We start from the raw sequence: 17500 nt of genomic DNA, 5'->3' as shown, positions 1-17500 counted from the left end.
GTTCGTGCATGTAGATTTACCTCAACGCCTCCGGATCGCCCCCGGAGGCGTTTTCGTTTCAGGCGTGGGCTTCCCAGCGCAGGGAGAGGAGGGGCAGGAAGCCACCGCTGAGCATCGATCGTGCGTCTTCGTAGGCTTGCGTTTGCTGGCCTTCATCGACAATCACTGCACCGATTTTTTCGCAGTGGAGGGAGAGGGCGCACCAGGTTCCGTCGGCCCAGCTGAGCACACTCACGACACGGCCTTGTTTGTCCTGCTGGCTGCGGTAGCGCTCAAGGCGTTGCATGAGGCGGGGCGAAAAGCCAATCCGGCGTAGCACCGAAAACGGATGCATCAAGGCGTTATCAGCGATCTTGCGATTCATGCCGCCTCCTGCACTTGGGCAAAAAGTGGCGCTGGTGTTTCGCCTTTAAGCCAAGCCAGGATCCTGCTGTCCTCTGCACAGCGACGGCGGTGCGTAATGGTCATCTGCTGGCGGCGTTTTGCTACACATTCTTCGACATAACTCGCTAGATCGGATGTCAAGCGCATGTCTTGGTGAGTGCGTTCGCTTGTTGTCTTTTCGACGGTTAGATCCTCATCCATGATGCGTTGCCATACCGCTGGATCGTTGGCGAATCCCGCTGATTGATCGACGAGCCAGTAGGTAACCCAGTCGGTCATGCCGCGTGATTTCAGTGAGGCTAGGCGGCTTGGGTTCATCGCGAAGTAACCGATGCCGTGAACACTCGAAAACTCTCTGCGCACCGCATTTTTGCGGATCAACTCGGGTAGCTCCCACGGGTTGGCTTTCAGTGGGAGTACGAGACCGTCAGGGCTGAAAAAGAACGCTTCCTGCTCTTCACCGTTCCAGCTCACACCCGCGATGGTGCGATGGCGCCAGTTGATTTCACCAGGTTGATAGAGGCGGAATCCGACGCTGTACGAGTCGAAGAATGGTCCCTTGAAAGGGCAGTAATTGCGCTTCATGCGGCCACCTGATCACGGGCCTCAATGCGGCTTTTGACCCAGCTCTGCACTTCAGAAAAAACCCAGGCAACCGGTGCGCCTCGTGCGTTGCTGTTGCTCAGTTTGACTGGCAGTGGGAAACCACTTTCGGGGCACTGCATAAGCTTGTAGATCGTCGAGCGCTTGAGTCCCGTAGCGATCTCTAGACGTGGCATTCTGATGAGGGTGGTAGCGGGGTCAAATGGAGTGGCTAGGTCTGGTACGGCTGAAGTGGAGTCGAAAGGACTGGCAAGATTCGAGAAGGTTGGGCTGGTGAATTGGGCGATGTTCTTTGTCATTGGTATTGCTCTCGATTGGTTTGGACTGACGAGAGCAATGGTCTAGAGATTGAGCCGCGGTGAGCAGTTCACTTCCATTTGAAATTTCAGGTTTACACGACGAAGTTGCGTTTGAGAATGGCCTCTACGCTTTTGCGTGACAACGCCTTTTCAGTTTCAAGGGCGATCCACTCAGGGCGCTGCGCGGGTGGTTTTGCGACTTCCTGCTCAAGCCAGGAATGTACCTTCGAGGTGATATCCCTATGTGACATGCCGCTCGCCAAGTAATGAAGGCCCTGCTTAGTGATAGCCGCATCGCGGGTGATCATGTCCTGAGCACGCCCTATCCCACTGATGACGCCACCTTTCTTGCGAATGGCGTTTTTGATAGCTCTATCTGCAGTCGGGGTCAGCTCATCATCAATTAGGCAGGGGAGTGAAGTAATCGGCTCCAGATGAAGCGCGTATTGATCGAGTGCTTCAATGCGTTCTCGAGGGTCAATCTGAGTCTCGACGAAATTACAGTAGAAGCTCCAAGGCCAGTCGGTCGGATGCTTCGATACGTATGACCAGACCTTCTGATCGGCTTCACGCATCCAGTCGCTCAAAATGCCGAGTGCTTTCACGGCGCAGGCCATGATGTAGGCCGCATGTGCTTCTCGATCCGAAGCAGCGTGACAGCCGCTGTATTGACGAACCCAGTGTGCGAGGCGCGCTCTGTGGTCGGTAGAGGCGTACTGGAAAATGGTTTCCTCATGCATGGTCGCCTTGATGCACATGCTGCTGAGATCGCTGCTGATGTCGCTGCTCTGGATGCGCTGACAGCACTGATCGATCAAGTAACACACATCAGTGAGCTGTTCGCGGCATAGTGCATAAAGCGACTGGTCCGATAGGAAACCCCTCAAGCCAGACGTGAGTGCCGACTGCGCGATGCTTTGGTCACTAGTCATTGGTCAGAGGCTCGCGCATCGTGTGCGCCTCGATCCCACGCCCTATATTTTGCGAGCGTAACCAGCGAAACGCCTCTTTCAGCTCGCGGCAAGCAGCGGCCCGCAGTAGGGCAAGGGCTCGTTTTGGCGTTACACGTTTGTGCCGAGTTACATCGGGTGTACGAGCATCCGCGCAATCGTGTAACAAGCCTAAGGATCAATGAAATCGGGCGTTTCGTATAGGTCGTTACACACGTAACACCTGTAACACCGCTTTTGGAGGAAGTACGGATGTACGCGCTCATACCACCTCATCAAGAGGTGCGTGAGTGACATTCCCAGCAGCCAACTGATCTAGGTAATCCGCGTACCACTGCATCATCTTCACTCTGTGATCGAGATATTGAGCCTTGTTGTAGATCCCAGAGATTCCCTCTTCTTTGTGAGCTAGCTGCGCTTCTACGTGTTCTTTTGGCCAGCCGTGTTCCCTGAGCAAGGTACTAGCGGTGTGGCGAGTTCCATGGCCGACCAAGCGACCTTTATAGCCAACAGTCGCAAAGACTTTGTTAATGGTGTTTTCACTGATTGTCGGGTTCTTGGCTCCGACGCCGGGAAACAACCACCGACCGCGCCCTGTTAGACATTGGAGTTCTTTGAGGGCGTATAACGCCTGCTTGGGAAGTGGGCACACGAAATCCCTGCGCATCTTCATTTTGGCGGCCGGTGTCGTCCAGATGGCTTTATCAAGGTCGAACTCTTTCCATTCGGCCAAGCGGACCATTCCCGGTCTCGATGCCGTCCAGATGCAGAGCCATGCTGCGGTTCGGGCCGTCAGTCTGCTGGGTGTATGTTTTAGCGCGATCAGAAAGTCGCCAAGTTCAGGTTCCAGCAAATGAGGATGCTGTTGCGTTTTCGGTGCTTGGGCGGCGATATCGCGAAGTCGGCTTCCCGGGTCGTTCTCGGTCAAGCCTAATCCGATGGCTCGACCGAAGATTTGATTGATCCAGGTGCGACACTTTTCCGCAACGTTGTGAGCATCTCTCGCTTCTATGGATGCTTGCAGGTCTGCGCAATCTGTCCGGGTGATTTCGTCGAGTGGTTTGTCACCGAGCGCTGGGAGAATGTCCTTATCGAGGTATGTGCGAATCTTATTCAGGGTGGACGGGGCCAGACCCTTTTCTTCTTTCGCCTTTAGCCAAGCGTCGGCAGCCGCTCGGAAGGTTCGAGTTTTAGCTGCATCTATTGCCGCTTTTGCTGATCGCTTTTGTTCGAGGGGATCAGCACCACTGCTCACTACTTTGCGTAGTTCGGCAGCTTTGTCTCTTGCTAGCGCGCCGCTTACCTCTGGATAACCCCCCAGCCCCATCCACGCCCAATTACCCGCCGGGCGTTTGTAGCGGAGCTGCCAAGATTTACCACCATCAGGTTTGACCCTGAAGTAGAGGCCAATTCCATCTAGCTCTCGATATTCCTTTGATTCCGGCTCCAGTCCCGCGAGTGTGGTATCTGCGAGAGGCCGACGCTTGATATCCGCGCGCTTCATCCTTGTATCCCAAAGTTCGGTATTTTTCTCAGGATACAAGCAGGGATACAGGGATACAACGGATAAGGGTAGACAGCTGTAGACAGACAGGCACAAAAAAACCGGCCAAGTGGCCGGTTTCTTTGGGTCTGAGAGACTGGTAGAGACTCTCAGATACAGCTATATGGTGCCCCGAGGGAGACTCGAACTCCCACTCCTTTCGAAAACGGATTTTGAATCCGCCGCGTCTACCAATTCCGCCATCAGGGCTCAATGGCGGCGAAGTATAGAGATGAGATTACCGTTGGTCAATCACGTTTCATGGTCAATTTTCGATATTTCCGCTAGACTTTCCGGCCCTGCTAGACGAACCCCATCATGCGCGTTGCTGACTTTACCTTCGAACTCCCTGATTCGCTGATCGCTCGCCACCCTTTGGCCGAGCGTCGCGGCAGTCGCCTGTTGACCCTGGATGGGGTGAGCGGCGCCTTGGCACACCGTCAATTCACTGATTTGCTTGAGCATTTACGCCCGGGCGATTTGATGGTGTTCAACAATACCCGGGTGATTCCGGCGCGGCTGTTTGGACAAAAAGCGTCCGGCGGCAAGCTGGAAATCCTCATCGAGCGGGTGCTCGATACGCATCGCGTGCTGGCCCATGTGCGCTCCAGCAAGTCGCCGAAGCCGGGTTCGAAGATTCTCATCGACGGCGGTGGCGAAGCTGAAATGCTTGCGCGTCACAACGCGTTGTTCGAGTTGGGCTTCGCTGAGGAAGTGTTGCCGCTGCTTGATCGCGTCGGGCACATGCCGCTGCCTCCTTATATAGACCGCCCGGATGAAGGCTCGGATCGCGAGCGTTATCAGACCGTGTACGCCGAGCGCCTGGGCGCGGTGGCGGCGCCGACGGCGGGGCTGCATTTCGATCAGTCGCTGATGGAGGCGATTGCGGCCAAGGGTGTCGAGACCGCATTCGTCACGCTGCACGTGGGCGCGGGTACTTTCCAGCCGGTGCGCGTCGAGAAGCTTGAAGATCACCACATGCACACTGAGTGGCTGGAAGTCGGCCAGGACGTGGTCGATGCGGTCGCTGCGTGCCGTGCGCGCGGCGGTCGAGTGATTGCCGTTGGCACCACCAGCGTGCGTTCGCTGGAAAGCGCCGCGCGCGATGGCGTGCTCAAGCCGTTCAGTGGCGATACCGACATCTTTATCTACCCGGGCCGGCCGTTCCATGTGGTCGATGCCTTGGTCACCAATTTCCATTTGCCGGAATCCACGCTGTTGATGCTGGTTTCGGCATTCGCCGGTTATCCCGAAACCATGGCCGCCTACAAGGCCGCCGTCGACAACGGTTACCGCTTTTTCAGCTACGGTGATGCCATGTTCATCACCCGTAATCCCGCACCTACTGCCCCTAAACAAACAGGCCCAGAGGAAACAGAATGAGTCGCGAATGTCGCATGTCCTTTGAGCTTCTGGCCACCGATGGCAAGGCCCGTCGTGGTCGTCTGACCTTTCCGCGTGGCACCGTTGAGACCCCGGCTTTCATGCCGGTCGGTACTTACGGCACGGTCAAGGGCATGTTGCCGCGTGACATCGTCGCCACTGGCGCGGAAATCATTCTGGGCAACACCTTCCACCTGTGGCTGCGTCCTGGCACCGAGGTGATCAAGGCGCACGGCGACCTGCACGATTTCATGCAGTGGAAAGGCCCGATCCTGACCGACTCCGGCGGCTTCCAGGTGTTCAGCCTGGGCGCGATGCGCAAGATCAAGGAAGAGGGCGTGACCTTCGCCTCTCCGGTCGACGGCTCGAAAGTGTTCATGGGCCCGGAAGAGTCGATGCAGGTTCAGCGCGATCTGGGTTCCGACATCGTGATGATCTTCGACGAATGCACGCCGTACCCGGCTGACGAAGACGTCGCCCGTGTGTCGATGGAGTTGTCGTTGCGCTGGGCTCAACGTTCGAAAAATGCCCACGGTGAAAACACCGCGGCGCTGTTCGGTATCGTTCAGGGCGGCATGCACCAGGATCTGCGCATGCGCTCGCTGGAAGGTCTGGACAAGATCGGCTTCGACGGTCTGGCCATCGGTGGTTTGTCGGTGGGCGAACCGAAGCACGAGATGATCAAGGTGCTGGATTATCTGCCGGGCATGATGCCGGCTGACAAACCTCGTTACCTTATGGGCGTTGGCAAACCCGAAGATCTGGTTGAGGGTGTGCGCCGCGGTGTGGACATGTTCGATTGCGTGATGCCAACCCGTAATGCCCGCAATGGGCATCTGTTCATTGATACAGGCGTGCTGAAGATCCGTAACGCGTTTCATCGCCATGATGATTCGCCGCTGGATCCGACCTGCGATTGCTATACCTGCCAGAACTTCTCCCGCGCTTATCTGCATCACCTGGACAAGTGCGGCGAAATGCTGGGAAGCATGCTCAATACCATCCATAACTTGCGCCATTATCAGGTGCTGATGGCTGGTTTGCGCGAGGCTATTCAACAGGGTACATTGGCCGCCTTTGTCGATGCCTTCTACGCCAAACGCGGGCTCCCCGTTCCGCCTTTGGACTGAGTTTTCTGACCCCAAGATTCAACATTTGCAACTGGAGTGCTAAATGAGCTTTTTTATCTCTAATGCCATGGCTGACGCAGCTGCACCGGCTGCTGCCGGCCCAATGGGCGGCGGCTTCGAGTGGATTTTCCTGGTCGGCTTCCTGGTCATCTTTTACCTGATGATCTGGCGTCCACAGGCCAAGCGCGCCAAAGAGCAGAAGAACCTGCTGAGCAGCCTGCAAAAGGGCGACGAAGTGGTCACCACCGGCGGCATCGCCGGCAAGATCACCAAAGTGGCCGATGACTTCGTGGTTCTGGAAGTTTCCGACACCGTGGAAATGAAGTTCCAGAAAGGCGCCATCGCCGCCACGCTGCCAAAAGGCACGCTGAAAGCGATCTAAGGTTCCAACTTCTACTCAATCGACGGGGCGCGCAAGGCGCCCCGCGTTCATAACGGGCGGCGTGATGCTGAACAAATACCCTCTGTGGAAATACATTCTGATCCTGGCGGTGCTGGCGATCGGTCTGATTTATTCCGCTCCCAATCTATACCCCGATGACCCGGCCATTCAGGTGAGCGGCGCCAGCACGGCACTGCAGGTCAATCAGGCCGATCTGGATCGCGTAAGCACCGCGCTCAAAGAGTCCGGGATCACCGTCAAGGCTGCCACGCTGGCGGACAACGGCAAGGGCGGCCTGATCCGTCTGGCCAAAGCTGAAGACCAGCTGCCGGCAAAAGACGTTGTGCGCAAGGCATTGGGTGATGACTACGTCGTCGCGCTGAACCTGGCACAGACCACCCCGCAATGGCTGCGCAATCTGGGCGCGCACCCGATGAAGCTGGGCCTGGACTTGTCCGGTGGTGTGCACTTCCTGCTGGAAGTGGACATGGATAAAGCCCTCGATGCACGCCTGAAAGTCTACGAAGGCGACGTCAAGAGCCTGCTGCGTAAAGAGAAGCTGCGCTATCGCAGTCTGCCGCAACTGGGCGGTGCCATTCAGTTGGGCTTCAGCGATGAAGATTCCCGCGAACAGGCCCGTGCGCTGATCCGCAAGAACTTCAACGATTTCGACATTGTTCCGGCCGACCTCAACGGTCAACCGGTGCTGCGTCTGGCGATGACCCCGGCCAAGCTGGCGGAAATCCGTGAATACTCCATCAAGCAGAACTTGACCACGGTACGTAACCGCGTCAACGAGCTGGGTGTTGCCGAACCGATCGTTCAGCGTCAGGGCGCCAACCGCATCGTGGTTGAGCTGCCAGGCGTGCAGGACACTGCCGAAGCCAAGCGTATTCTGGGCAAGACGGCCAACCTTGAGTTCCGTCTGGCTGCAGAGCCGGGTGCTTCGAAAGCCACTTCCGAGAGCTTTGAATTCCGTGAGGGCAACCGTCCTCCTGCGCAGATCGAGCGTGGCCTGATCATCACCGGTGACCAGGTGACTGACGCCAAGGCCGGTTTCGGCGAGCACGGCACACCTGAAGTGAACATCCGTCTGGATGGTCACGGTGGTGAGTTGATGAGCCGCGCGACTCGTTCGAACGTCGGTCGCAGCATGGCAGTGATCTTCATCGAGCAGCGTCCGGTCACCACTTACACCAAGCAAATGGTTAATGGCGTCGAGAAAGACGTCGCGGTGCAGACGTTCAAGGAAGAGAAGAAGATCATCAGCCTGGCGACCATCCAGTCGCCGCTGGGTGCTCAGTTCCGCATCACTGGTCTGAACGGTCAGGGCGAGTCGTCCGAACTGGCGCTGCTGTTGCGTGCCGGTGGTCTGGCAGCGCCTATGTACTTCGCTGAAGAGCGCACAATCGGCCCGAGCCTGGGTGCTGACAACATCACCAAAGGTATCGATGCATCGCTGTGGGGCATGCTGTTCGTGTCGCTGTTCATCATCGCCATCTACCGCTTCTTCGGCATCATCGCCACTGTCGCTCTGTCGGTGAACATGGTGTTGCTGCTGGCGCTGATGTCGCTGCTGGGTGCAACGCTGACCCTGCCGGGTATCGCCGGTATCGTGTTGACCATGGGTATGGCGGTTGACGCCAACGTACTGATCTTCTCGCGGATCCGCGAAGAGATCGCCGCCGGCATGACCGTGCAGCGTGCAATCAACGAAGGCTTCGGCCGGGCATTCACTGCGATTCTCGACGCCAACCTGACAACTCTGTTGGTCGGCGGGATTCTCTTTGCGATGGGCACCGGCCCGGTCAAAGGCTTCGCAGTGACCATGTCCCTCGGGATCTTTACCTCGATGTTCACGGCCATCATGGTGACCCGCGCAATGGTCAACCTGATCTTCGGCGGACGTGACTTCAAGAAGTTGTGGATTTAAGGGGCTGCCATGTTACGTACAATCAACTTCATGGGCGTTCGCAACTTCGCGTTCGGCGTCACAGTATTTCTCACCCTGCTGGCTATGTTCAGTGTCTTCACCAAGGGCATGAACTGGGGGCTGGACTTCACCGGCGGTACGCTCATCGAGCTGACCTACGAGCGTCCGGCCGATGTCACCAAGGTGCGCGAGCAACTGGTGACTTCGGGTTATCACGAAGCCGTCGTGCAGAGCTTCGGTGCGACTACCGATCTGCTGGTGCGGATGCCGGGTGAAGACCCGCAGTTGGGCCATCAGGTAGCGGAAGCGCTGCTGAAGGTCGGCAGCGACAACCCGGCAACGGTCAAGCGTGTCGAGTTCGTCGGCCCGCAGGTCGGTGAAGAGCTGCGCGACCAGGGCGGCCTCGGCATGCTGCTGGCGCTCGGCGGCATCCTGATCTACCTGGCTTTCCGCTTTCAGTGGAAGTTCGCGGTCGGCGCCATTGTTTCGCTGATCCACGACGTGATCGTGACCATCGGTATCCTGTCGTATTTCCAGATCACTTTCGATCTGACGGTACTGGCGGCGGTGCTGGCGATCATCGGTTACTCGCTGAACGACACCATCGTGGTATTCGACCGGGTTCGCGAGAACTTCCGCGTGCTGCGCAAGGCGACGCTGATCGAGAACATCAACATCTCGACCACTCAGACCCTGCTGCGCACCATGGCGACGTCGATCTCCACCTTGCTGGCGATCGCGGCACTGCTGTTCTTCGGTGGCGACAACCTGTTCGGCTTCTCCATCGCCCTGTTTATCGGTGTTCTGGCGGGTACTTACTCGTCGATCTACATCGCTAACGTGGTGCTGATCTGGCTGAACCTGACCACTGAGGATCTGATTCCTCCGGTCAACACCGAGAAGGAAGTCGACGACCGTCCATAACGGCCATCGTTTTCCCCGCTGTCAGCCGAAAAAGGCGCGAGTTGAACTCGCGCCTTTTTTTATGCTCCAAGGCTGGGAGAAGCGCGGGCGCGTCCCGCATGTGATGGTCAGGAGGTTCATGTGAACAAGTCGTTGCTGGTTGGTGCGGTATTGGGTGCTGTCGGTGTGACTGCCGGGGGTGCTGTTGCCACCTACAGCCTGGTTAAAAGCGGCCCTGAGTATGCGCAAGTACTGGCTGTTGAACCGGTCAAAACACAGATCAAGACTCCACGTGAAGTGTGCAAGGATGTAGCCGTGACCCGCCAGGCGCCGGTCAAGGATCAACACCAGATCCTCGGTACCGCGATTGGCGCGGTAGCGGGTGGTTTGCTGGGTAATCAGGTCGGCGGCGGTACTGGCAAGAAGATCGCCACCGTGGCCGGTGCGGTTGGTGGCGGTTATGCCGGTAACAAGGTGCAGGAAGGTATGCAGAATCGCGATACCTACACCACCACGCAGACTCGCTGTAACACGGTGAATGACATCAGTGACAAAGTTGTAGGTTACGACGTGCGTTATTCGCTGGATGGCAAGGAAGGCAAGGTGCGGATGGATCGTGATCCGGGCAACCAGATTCCGGTCGACAAGGAAGGCAAGCTGGTTCTGTCGCAGAATGAGCCTGCTCAGTAATAGTCCGAGCGTTTAAAAAGAAGCACCCTGCGGGGTGCTTTTTTTGTGCCCTGCAGTTAAACCAATCCCCAGTGTAGATACCGTCTTGCCCCTCATCGGGCAAGGGCAATTTTCGGGTCAAATGGCTGGCCCGATTTAAGAACGGCGTAGACAAAATGTAGGAGTTTGCGCATCGCTGCACAGATGATTTGCTTGGGGGCCTTGCCGTTGGCCTTCAAGCGGTCCTTCATGGCGATGATTGCCTTGTTGTGCTTCAGTGCAACCAACCCAGGCATGTATAGACCCGCCCGAACGCGAGCCGATCCGATCCTCGAAATCACTGTTCTGCCTTTGAATTTTCCCGAGTCCTGCAGCTTTGGGTTCAACCCGGCGGCAGCGACCAGCTTGCGAGGGTCGTCATATTTACGCAGGTCGCCCAACTCGGCCAGCAGCCGCTCAAGGGTTTTCTGGCCGATACCGTCGATGGTCACGATCAAGTCGCGCATTTGGCGCATGTCTGGATCATCGTCGATGTGTTTTTTGATTGATTTGTGAGTTTCAACGATCTCTTTCTCGATGTGACGCAGCACAGAGTTGATCGAGTCTTTGACCTTTTCGTCGGATACATCCAGGCGATTGAGCTCCATTTGCTCCATTTCCTGAAGGTCATCCAAGCGACGTACCATCGCCTTTAGCTGACGATATTTCAGCGGCTCTGGAGCCCAAAGCTGAAGCTTTTCAGCCTTTTCCCGAGCAAAGTCAGCGATCAATTTGGCGTCGCTTTTGTCGGTTTTGATCCGGCGCAGCTCGCTGTCGGCGTAAGCGTGGGTCGTAGCCGGATTGACGACGCAGACCCGGTAACCCTTGTTGTAGACGAACTCGGCAAGTTCCAGGTGATAAACGCTGGTGGCTTCCATCACGATCAGAGCTGTAGGCTCGACCTGCTTGTTCAGCCAGGCGTCAAACTCTTTGAAACCTTTTGAGTCGTTAGCCAGTTTGGCCTTGGTTTTGTGCTTGCCGTTTGGCAGGTGAGTGGCAATATCAAAGGTATTTTTAGCGACATCGACGCCGACGAAATTGGACATGACCGTTTCTCCATTAATCCGTTTTCGATCATCACTGCACTCTGTCCAACCTTGCGAATGCGGGCTCTCGCCAGAGACGGGCCCAAGATACCGTTCGAACTATACGAGTGAGTGTGGAGGGCTGGAGCACGATCTACATCACAGGCAAAAAGCCTAAGGAGCTGCACGGCTTCCAAGTCCCTCCCTCGATGATCAGTCGAGAACTATCGCTCCTGACGGAGCGATAGTCGAGATACAAGGAGCTGCCGAAGGCTGCGATCTTTTGATCCTGTTCTAAAAAAACAAAGCCAAAAGATCGCAGCCTTCGGCAGCTCCTACAGGGAGTGTGTTGAATCTTTGGCATAAAAAAAGCACCCCGAAGGGTGCTTTTTTTCGTTTCGCGTAAAGCTTAGCGCTTCAGCGAGGCTGGCAGGTGCGGCTGGATCGCCGTCAGCACTGCCTTGAAGCATTTGGTGTTGCCGGCAACGATATGGCCTTTTTCAAGGAAGTCGTGCCCGCCGGTGAAGTCGCTCACCAGGCCGCCAGCTTCTTGAATCAGCAGGGCGCCTGCAGCCATGTCCCACTCGGACAGACCCGACTCCCAGAATGCATCGAAACGACCGGCAGCTACATAAGCCAGGTCCAGGCTGGCGGAACCGGCGCGGCGGATACCGGCAGTCTGGCCGACCAGGGCGCGGAACATGCCCAGGTAGTTGTCGAGGTTGTCCATCTGATCGTCACGGAACGGGAAGCCGGTACCCAGCAGGGCGCCGTCGAGGCTGGTGCGACCGCTGACGCGCAGGCGACGACCGTTCAGTTGCGCGCCGCGACCACGGCTGGCGGTGAATTCTTCCTGGCGAACCGGATCCAGAACAACAGCGTGTTCCAAGCGACCACGGTATTTGCAGGCGATGCTGACAGCAAAGTGTGGAATGCCGCGCAGGAAGTTGGTGGTGCCGTCCAGCGGATCGATGATCCACAGGTATTCTTCGCCTTCGATGCCGGTACCGGCGTGCAGGCCAGTCTCTTCACCGCGGATCGAGTGGTTCGGGTAAGCCTTGCGCAGCGCGTCGATGATTTTCTGTTCGGCGGCGCGATCCACCTCGGATACATAATCCTTGGCGTCTTTTTCGTCGACCTTGATGGTATCCAGGCGCTCGATGGAGCGGAAGATCAGTTCACTGGCGCTGCGGGCGGCGCGCAGCGCGATATTCAGCATGGGCTGCATGGATGTGTCACCTAAGGTTGTTAAAGAAAGCCGCGCATTCTATCAGAACTTTTCTTCAGGTGAAGGTTGCTGTTCGCTTTCATAGCTTAACGGTAGGCTGTTCTGTAAGATTTGCACCCCTTTCCTGTGTCCGAGAGCGCCTCCCTTGCTGCAGAACATTCGTGTCGTCCTGGTCAATACCAGCCACCCCGGCAACATCGGCGGGGCCGCGCGCGCCATGAAAAACATGGGTCTGTCGCGGCTGGTGCTGGTCGAACCGCGGGTCTTCCCGCATCACGAAGCTGATGCTCGCGCTTCCGGTGCCGGTGACATCCTTGAAAACGCCCAGGTCGTCGCCACCCTGGAAGATGCCTTGGTCGGCTGCAATCTGGTGCTCGGCACCAGCGCCCGTGACCGGCGTATTCCCTGGCCACTGCTGGATCCGCGCGAATGCGGCACCAAAGTGGTTGAGGAAGCCGGGCAGGGCGCAGAGATTGCGCTGGTGTTCGGCCGTGAAGATTCCGGCCTGACCAATGACGAGCTGCAGCGATGTCACTTTCACGTGCACATCCCCTCCGATCCTGAGTTCAGTTCGCTGAACCTTGGGGCGGCGGTGCAGGTGTTGAGCTATGAAGTGCGCATGGCATGGCTGGCCGCACAAGGTCAGCCGAGCAAGATCGAGAAGGAAGAAGTGGCTTCGGTGAAAAGCGCCGAGCTGGCGACCATGGATGAGCTGGAGCGATTCTATGAGCATCTGGAGCAGACGCTGGTCGCCATCGAATTCCTCGATCCTGAGAAGCCGCGGCACCTGATGGCGCGCCTGCGCCGGTTGTACGGACGCAGCTCGGTCAGCCGGGCGGAAATGAATATATTGCGTGGCATCCTCACGGAAACCCAAAAAGCGGCCCGTGGTGAGCTTCTGAAACGGAAGGACTGAATGATGTTTGAGCGTTTGCGTGAAGATATCCAAAGCGTATTCCATCGAGATCCGGCGGCGCGTAACGCTTTTGAAGTCCTGACTTGCTACCCCGGTATGCACGCGATCTGGATTCATCGTCTGGCCGGGATGCTCTGGCGCAATGACCTGAAGTGGCTGGCGCGTCTGGTGTCGAACTTTGGTCGCTGGTTGACCGGGATCGAGATTCACCCGGGGGCGAAAGTCGGTCGACGCTTCTTTATTGATCACGGCATGGGCATCGTCATTGGCGAAACCGCCGAGATTGGCGATGACGTGACTATCTATCAGGGCGTGACCCTCGGCGGCACAAGCTGGAACAAAGGCAAGCGTCATCCGACCTTGGGCGATGGTGTTGTTGTCGGTGCCGGAGCGAAAGTGCTTGGGCCATTCACTGTCGGCGCCGGGGCCAAGGTCGGCTCCAACGCTGTGGTGACCAAGGAGGTGCCGCCGGGCGCGACGGTCGTGGGTATTCCGGGGCGAATCATCGTTAAATCCGATGAGGAGCAGGACGCCAAGCGCAAGGCCATGGCCGAGAAAATCGGCTTCGATGCCTATGGTGTCAGCGAAGACATGCCTGACCCGGTGGCGCGCGCCATCGGTCAGTTGCTTGATCACCTGCAAGCGGTGGATGGGCGACTGGAGGGGATGTGCGGCGCACTGAAGGATCTGGGCAGTAATTACTGTGCGAAAGATTTGCCTGAGCTGCGCGAAGAAGATTTCGCCTGTGTAAAAGGCAAAGACGAATCCAAAACTGGCTGACACCCCTGCGGCAGCTCCTGCACGGCACATCCGGCAACCGGTGTGCCATTAAGCCGCAGACCCTGATATCATTCGCGCGCTCTTTTGCGGGTAAACCCGACTAAAGCACTAGGTCTTATAGTTGACTTAAATGCTCGGGAATTGCATACTCCCGCCCATTCTGAACTCCGTGGTAACTGTCCATGCGACTGACTACAAAAGGCCGATACGCCGTGACCGCCATGCTCGACCTGGCGTTGCACGCGCAGCACGGGCCGGTGTCCCTGGCCGATATCTCCGAGCGCCAAGGCATCTCCCTGTCCTATCTCGAACAGCTTTTCGCCAAGCTGCGCCGCAGCAACCTGGTATCCAGTGTTCGCGGTCCGGGCGGTGGCTACCAGTTGTCCCGCGACATGCAGGGCATCCAGGTTGCACAGGTGATCGATGCGGTTAACGAATCGGTCGATGCCACCAAATGCCAGGGCCAAGGCGATTGCCATTCCGGCGACACTTGCCTGACCCATCACCTGTGGTGCGACCTTAGCCTGCAGATTCACGAATTTCTCAGCGGTATCAGCTTGGCTGATCTTGTGACTCGCCGTGAGGTGCAAGAAGTAGCCCAGCGTCAGGATCAGCGTCGTTGCAATGGCAAGGCGCCGCGCCTGGACAAGATTGAAGCGTCCGCCGTCGAATGACAGCCAAAGAGCTAGCGGCACGCCAGCCAGCCTGATTTAGGAGATAGTCCATGAAATTGCCGATTTACCTTGATTACTCTGCGACCACCCCGGTCGATCCGCGCGTTGCGCAAAAAATGAGTGAATGCCTGCTGGTCGACGGAAACTTCGGTAACCCGGCTTCCCGTTCCCACGTGTTCGGCTGGAAAGCTGAAGAGTCCGTCGAAAACGCTCGTCGTCAGGTGGCCGATCTGGTCAACGCTGATCCGCGTGAAATCGTCTGGACGTCCGGCGCCACCGAGTCCAACAACCTGGCAATCAAGGGTGCGGCACATTTCTACGCCTCCAAGGGCAAGCACCTGATCACCTCCAAGATCGAGCACAAGGCTGTCCTTGACACCATGCGCCAACTCGAGCGTGAAGGTTTTGAAGTCACCTACCTTGATCCGACTGAAGACGGTCTGATCACTCCGGCCATGATCGAAGCCGCTTTGCGCGAAGACACCATCCTCGTGTCGGCCATGCACGTGAACAACGAAATCGGTACCGTCAACGATATCGCCGCCATCGGCGAGCTGCTTCGTTCGAAGGGCATCCTGTTCCACGTTGACGCTGCTCAGTCCACTGGCAAGGTCGAGATCGACCTGCAGAAGCTGAAAGTCGACATGATGTCGTTCTCTGCCCACAAAACCTACGGCCCTAAAGGCATCGGCGCGTTGTACGTCAGCCGCAAGCCGCGTGTGCGCATCGAAGCGACCATGCACGGCGGCGGTCACGAGCGTGGCATGCGTTCCGGCACCCTGGCGACTCACCAGATCGTTGGTATGGGCGAGGCGTTCCGTGTAGCTAAAGAAGACATGGCTGCTGAAAACGTTCGTATCCAAGCCTTGAGCGACCGTTTCTACAAGCAGGTCGAGCATCTGGAAGAGCTGTACGTCAACGGCAGCCTGATCGCCCGCGTTCCGCACAACCTGAACCTGAGCTTCAACTACGTTGAAGGCGAGTCGCTGATCATGGCACTCAAGGATCTGGCGGTTTCGTCCGGTTCCGCCTGCACCTCGGCATCGCTTGAGCCTTCGTACGTACTGCGCGCCCTGGGCCGCAACGACGAACTGGCGCACAGTTCGATCCGCTTCACCTTCGGCCGTTTCACCACCGAAGAAGAAATCGACTACGCCGCGCAGAAAGTCTGCGAGGCCGTTACCAAGCTGCGCGCTCTGTCGCCGCTGTGGGACATGTACAAAGACGGTGTCGACATTTCGAAAATCGAGTGGGCGGCACACTGATTTCAAGTCGCCGCGAACCGGCCCTGCGCCCCACGGTTGCAGGGCTTAAAGAGCGACTCTCTGATGAGTGAGGATTAAGCATCATGGCTTACAGCGAAAAGGTCATCGACCACTACGAAAACCCGCGCAACGTCGGCAAGATGAACGCGGAAGACCCGGATGTCGGTACTGGCATGGTCGGCGCTCCGGCGTGCGGCGATGTCATGCGCCTGCAAATCAAGGTCAACGATCAGGGCGTTATCGAAGACGCCAAGTTCAAGACCTACGGCTGCGGTTCGGCAATCGCTTCCAGCTCCCTCGCCACCGAGTGGATGAAGGGCAAGACCCTGGACGAAGCCGAAACCATCAAGAACACCCAACTGGCCGAAGAATTGGCCCTGCCGCCAGTGAAAATTCACTGCTCGGTACTGGCTGAAGACGCTATCAAAGCGGCTGTTCGCGATTACAAGCAGAAGAAAGGCTTGATCTGACTTTCTGGATTTGGCGACGAGTAAGGAGTCAACGATGGCTATCAGCATGACAGAAGCGGCTGCTCAGCACGTGCGACGCTCCCTCAACGGGCGCGGCAAAGGTGAAGGGATTCGTCTGGGTGTTCGCACCACAGGTTGTTCCGGCCTTGCCTACGTGCTGGAGTTTGTCGACGAGGTGGTTGAAGAGGATCAGGTGTTCGAAAGTCACGGCGAGAAAGTGATCATCGACCCGAAAAGCTTGGCCTACCTGGACGGCACCGAACTCGATTTCGTCAAGGAAGGGTTGAACGAAGGCTTCAAGTTCAACAACCCCAACGTGCGCGGTGAATGTGGCTGCGGCGAAAGCTTCAACATCTGAGGCTTGTCGTGGGTATTCCTTGTCATTTCGCTTTATTCGAGCTGCAACCGAGCTTCCGTCTGGATCTCGAGCAGTTGGCCACGCGCTACCGTGAGTTGGCGCGCGGCGTTCATCCTGACCGTTTTGCCGACGCTTCCGAGCGCGAGCAGCGGTCGGCGCTCGAGCAGTCTGCGCGGCTAAACGATGCTTATCAGACGCTCAAGAGCCCGCCGCAGCGTGCGCGCTATCTGCTGAAAGTCAGCGGTCATGAAGTGCCGATGGAAGTCACGGTTCACGACCCCGAGTTTCTTCTGCAGCAGATGCAGTGGCGCGAAGAGCTCGAAGACCTCCAGGACAGCGCCGATCTGGACGGTGTCGCGGTGTTCAAGCGTCGCTTGAAAGTGGCTCAGGAAGAACTCAACGAAAGCTTCGCAGCCTGTTGGGATGATGCAGCGCAACGCGAACAGGCCGAACGCCTGATGCGACGCATGCAATTCCTCGACAAGCTCACCTACGAAGTGCGCCAGTTAGAAGAGCGCCTCGACGATTAACCCAGTGCCGCTCCGGTCGCACGCCTGATATACAGA

General features: G+C 57.3%; 20 protein-coding genes and 1 tRNA gene. 13 read left to right on the top strand and 8 right to left on the bottom strand.

From position 1 onward, the window contains the following. Positions 1-58: 58 nt before the first annotated feature. The 6 genes from ACA074_RS22665 to ACA074_RS22640 all read right to left on the bottom strand — a co-directional run bounded on the left by ACA074_RS22665 (position 59) and on the right by ACA074_RS22640 (position 3989). Positions 59-364 (bottom strand): hypothetical protein, encoded by a 306-nt coding sequence (locus ACA074_RS22665; RefSeq protein ID WP_497677842.1) that lies wholly within the window; start codon positions 362-364, stop codon positions 59-61. Next, positions 361-969, bottom strand: a complete 609-nt coding sequence (locus ACA074_RS22660; RefSeq protein ID WP_497677841.1) for a hypothetical protein — start codon at positions 967-969, stop codon at positions 361-363. Before ACA074_RS22660 ends, ACA074_RS22665 begins: the two co-directional genes overlap by 4 nt. Next, positions 966-1286, bottom strand: coding sequence for a helix-turn-helix transcriptional regulator (locus ACA074_RS22655; RefSeq protein WP_497677840.1), 321 nt, complete (start codon positions 1284-1286; stop codon positions 966-968). The genes ACA074_RS22660 and ACA074_RS22655 overlap by 4 nt, the downstream gene beginning before the upstream one ends. Positions 1287-1378: 92 nt before the next feature. Then, entirely contained in the window at positions 1379-2218 is an 840-nt protein-coding gene (locus tag ACA074_RS22650) for a hypothetical protein (RefSeq protein ID WP_497677839.1), read from the bottom strand. A 280-nt stretch (positions 2219-2498) separates the two neighbouring features. Then, complete coding sequence (locus ACA074_RS22645) at positions 2499-3740, bottom strand: tyrosine-type recombinase/integrase (protein WP_497677838.1); 1242 nt, start codon at positions 3738-3740, stop codon at positions 2499-2501. Positions 3741-3904: 164 nt separating this feature from the next. Continuing rightward, a tRNA-Leu gene (locus ACA074_RS22640) sits at positions 3905-3989 on the bottom strand. Between the two features lie 108 nt (positions 3990-4097). Between ACA074_RS22640 and queA the strand changes: the two genes are divergently transcribed. The 6 genes from queA (at position 4098) to ACA074_RS22610 (ending at position 10200) form a co-directional block, all read left to right on the top strand. Then, positions 4098-5162, top strand: a complete 1065-nt coding sequence (gene queA / locus ACA074_RS22635; RefSeq protein ID WP_497677837.1) for a tRNA preQ1(34) S-adenosylmethionine ribosyltransferase-isomerase QueA — start codon at positions 4098-4100, stop codon at positions 5160-5162. 14 nt (positions 5163-5176) lie between these two features. Further along, positions 5177-6292 (top strand): tRNA guanosine(34) transglycosylase Tgt, encoded by a 1116-nt coding sequence (tgt, locus tag ACA074_RS22630; protein WP_170947342.1) that lies wholly within the window; start codon positions 5177-5179, stop codon positions 6290-6292. Positions 6293-6335: 43 nt separating this feature from the next. Further along, complete coding sequence (gene yajC / locus ACA074_RS22625) at positions 6336-6674, top strand: preprotein translocase subunit YajC (RefSeq protein ID WP_007916913.1); 339 nt, start codon at positions 6336-6338, stop codon at positions 6672-6674. A 64-nt stretch (positions 6675-6738) separates the two neighbouring features. Beyond that, positions 6739-8607, top strand: coding sequence for a protein translocase subunit SecD (gene secD, locus ACA074_RS22620; protein ID WP_401272038.1), 1869 nt, complete (start codon positions 6739-6741; stop codon positions 8605-8607). Between the two features lie 9 nt (positions 8608-8616). After that, on the top strand, positions 8617-9531 hold the full coding sequence (gene secF, locus ACA074_RS22615; RefSeq protein ID WP_497677836.1) for a protein translocase subunit SecF: 915 nt from the start codon (positions 8617-8619) through the stop codon (positions 9529-9531). Between the two features lie 120 nt (positions 9532-9651). Continuing rightward, the gene (locus ACA074_RS22610; protein ID WP_187677955.1) at positions 9652-10200 is read left to right on the top strand and encodes a glycine zipper 2TM domain-containing protein; all 549 of its coding nucleotides are present in this window, start codon (positions 9652-9654) and stop codon (positions 10198-10200) included. 92 nt (positions 10201-10292) lie between these two features. Here ACA074_RS22610 and ACA074_RS22605 read toward each other — a convergent pair whose 3' ends face one another. Together ACA074_RS22605 and suhB are read right to left on the bottom strand one after the other, a co-directional pair. Next, the gene (locus ACA074_RS22605) at positions 10293-11264 is read right to left on the bottom strand and encodes an IS110 family RNA-guided transposase (protein WP_497657778.1); all 972 of its coding nucleotides are present in this window, start codon (positions 11262-11264) and stop codon (positions 10293-10295) included. Between the two features lie 388 nt (positions 11265-11652). Then, on the bottom strand, positions 11653-12471 hold the full coding sequence (gene suhB / locus ACA074_RS22600) for a type III secretion system regulator SuhB (RefSeq protein WP_016984379.1): 819 nt from the start codon (positions 12469-12471) through the stop codon (positions 11653-11655). Positions 12472-12616: 145 nt separating this feature from the next. On the opposite strand from suhB, the gene trmJ reads away from it, so the two are divergent. The 7 genes from trmJ to hscB all read left to right on the top strand — a co-directional run bounded on the left by trmJ (position 12617) and on the right by hscB (position 17464). Further along, positions 12617-13387, top strand: coding sequence for a tRNA (cytosine(32)/uridine(32)-2'-O)-methyltransferase TrmJ (trmJ, locus tag ACA074_RS22595; RefSeq protein WP_095122505.1), 771 nt, complete (start codon positions 12617-12619; stop codon positions 13385-13387). A 3-nt stretch (positions 13388-13390) separates the two neighbouring features. Then, positions 13391-14167 (top strand): serine O-acetyltransferase, encoded by a 777-nt coding sequence (gene cysE, locus ACA074_RS22590; protein ID WP_187680639.1) that lies wholly within the window; start codon positions 13391-13393, stop codon positions 14165-14167. A 182-nt stretch (positions 14168-14349) separates the two neighbouring features. Further along, positions 14350-14841 carry a Fe-S cluster assembly transcriptional regulator IscR gene (iscR, locus tag ACA074_RS22585; RefSeq protein WP_007956690.1) on the top strand — a complete coding sequence of 164 codons (492 nt, stop codon included), beginning with the start codon at positions 14350-14352 and terminating at the stop codon, positions 14839-14841. 50 nt (positions 14842-14891) lie between these two features. Further along, entirely contained in the window at positions 14892-16106 is a 1215-nt protein-coding gene (locus ACA074_RS22580; protein ID WP_187680638.1) for an IscS subfamily cysteine desulfurase, read from the top strand. Positions 16107-16189: 83 nt separating this feature from the next. Beyond that, positions 16190-16576 (top strand): Fe-S cluster assembly scaffold IscU, encoded by a 387-nt coding sequence (gene iscU, locus ACA074_RS22575; protein ID WP_003227907.1) that lies wholly within the window; start codon positions 16190-16192, stop codon positions 16574-16576. 34 nt (positions 16577-16610) lie between these two features. Then, on the top strand, positions 16611-16934 hold the full coding sequence (gene iscA / locus ACA074_RS22570) for an iron-sulfur cluster assembly protein IscA (RefSeq protein ID WP_157710466.1): 324 nt from the start codon (positions 16611-16613) through the stop codon (positions 16932-16934). A gap of 8 nt (positions 16935-16942) precedes the next feature. Next, positions 16943-17464 carry a co-chaperone HscB gene (gene hscB / locus ACA074_RS22565; protein ID WP_187680637.1) on the top strand — a complete coding sequence of 174 codons (522 nt, stop codon included), beginning with the start codon at positions 16943-16945 and terminating at the stop codon, positions 17462-17464. The last annotated feature ends 36 nt before the right edge of the window (positions 17465-17500 follow it).

The sequence above is a fragment of the Pseudomonas sp. LBUM1655 genome, assembly GCF_059716085.1.
Note: the sequence above shows the minus strand (reverse complement) of the source record. Positions and strands in the feature narration are given on the sequence as shown.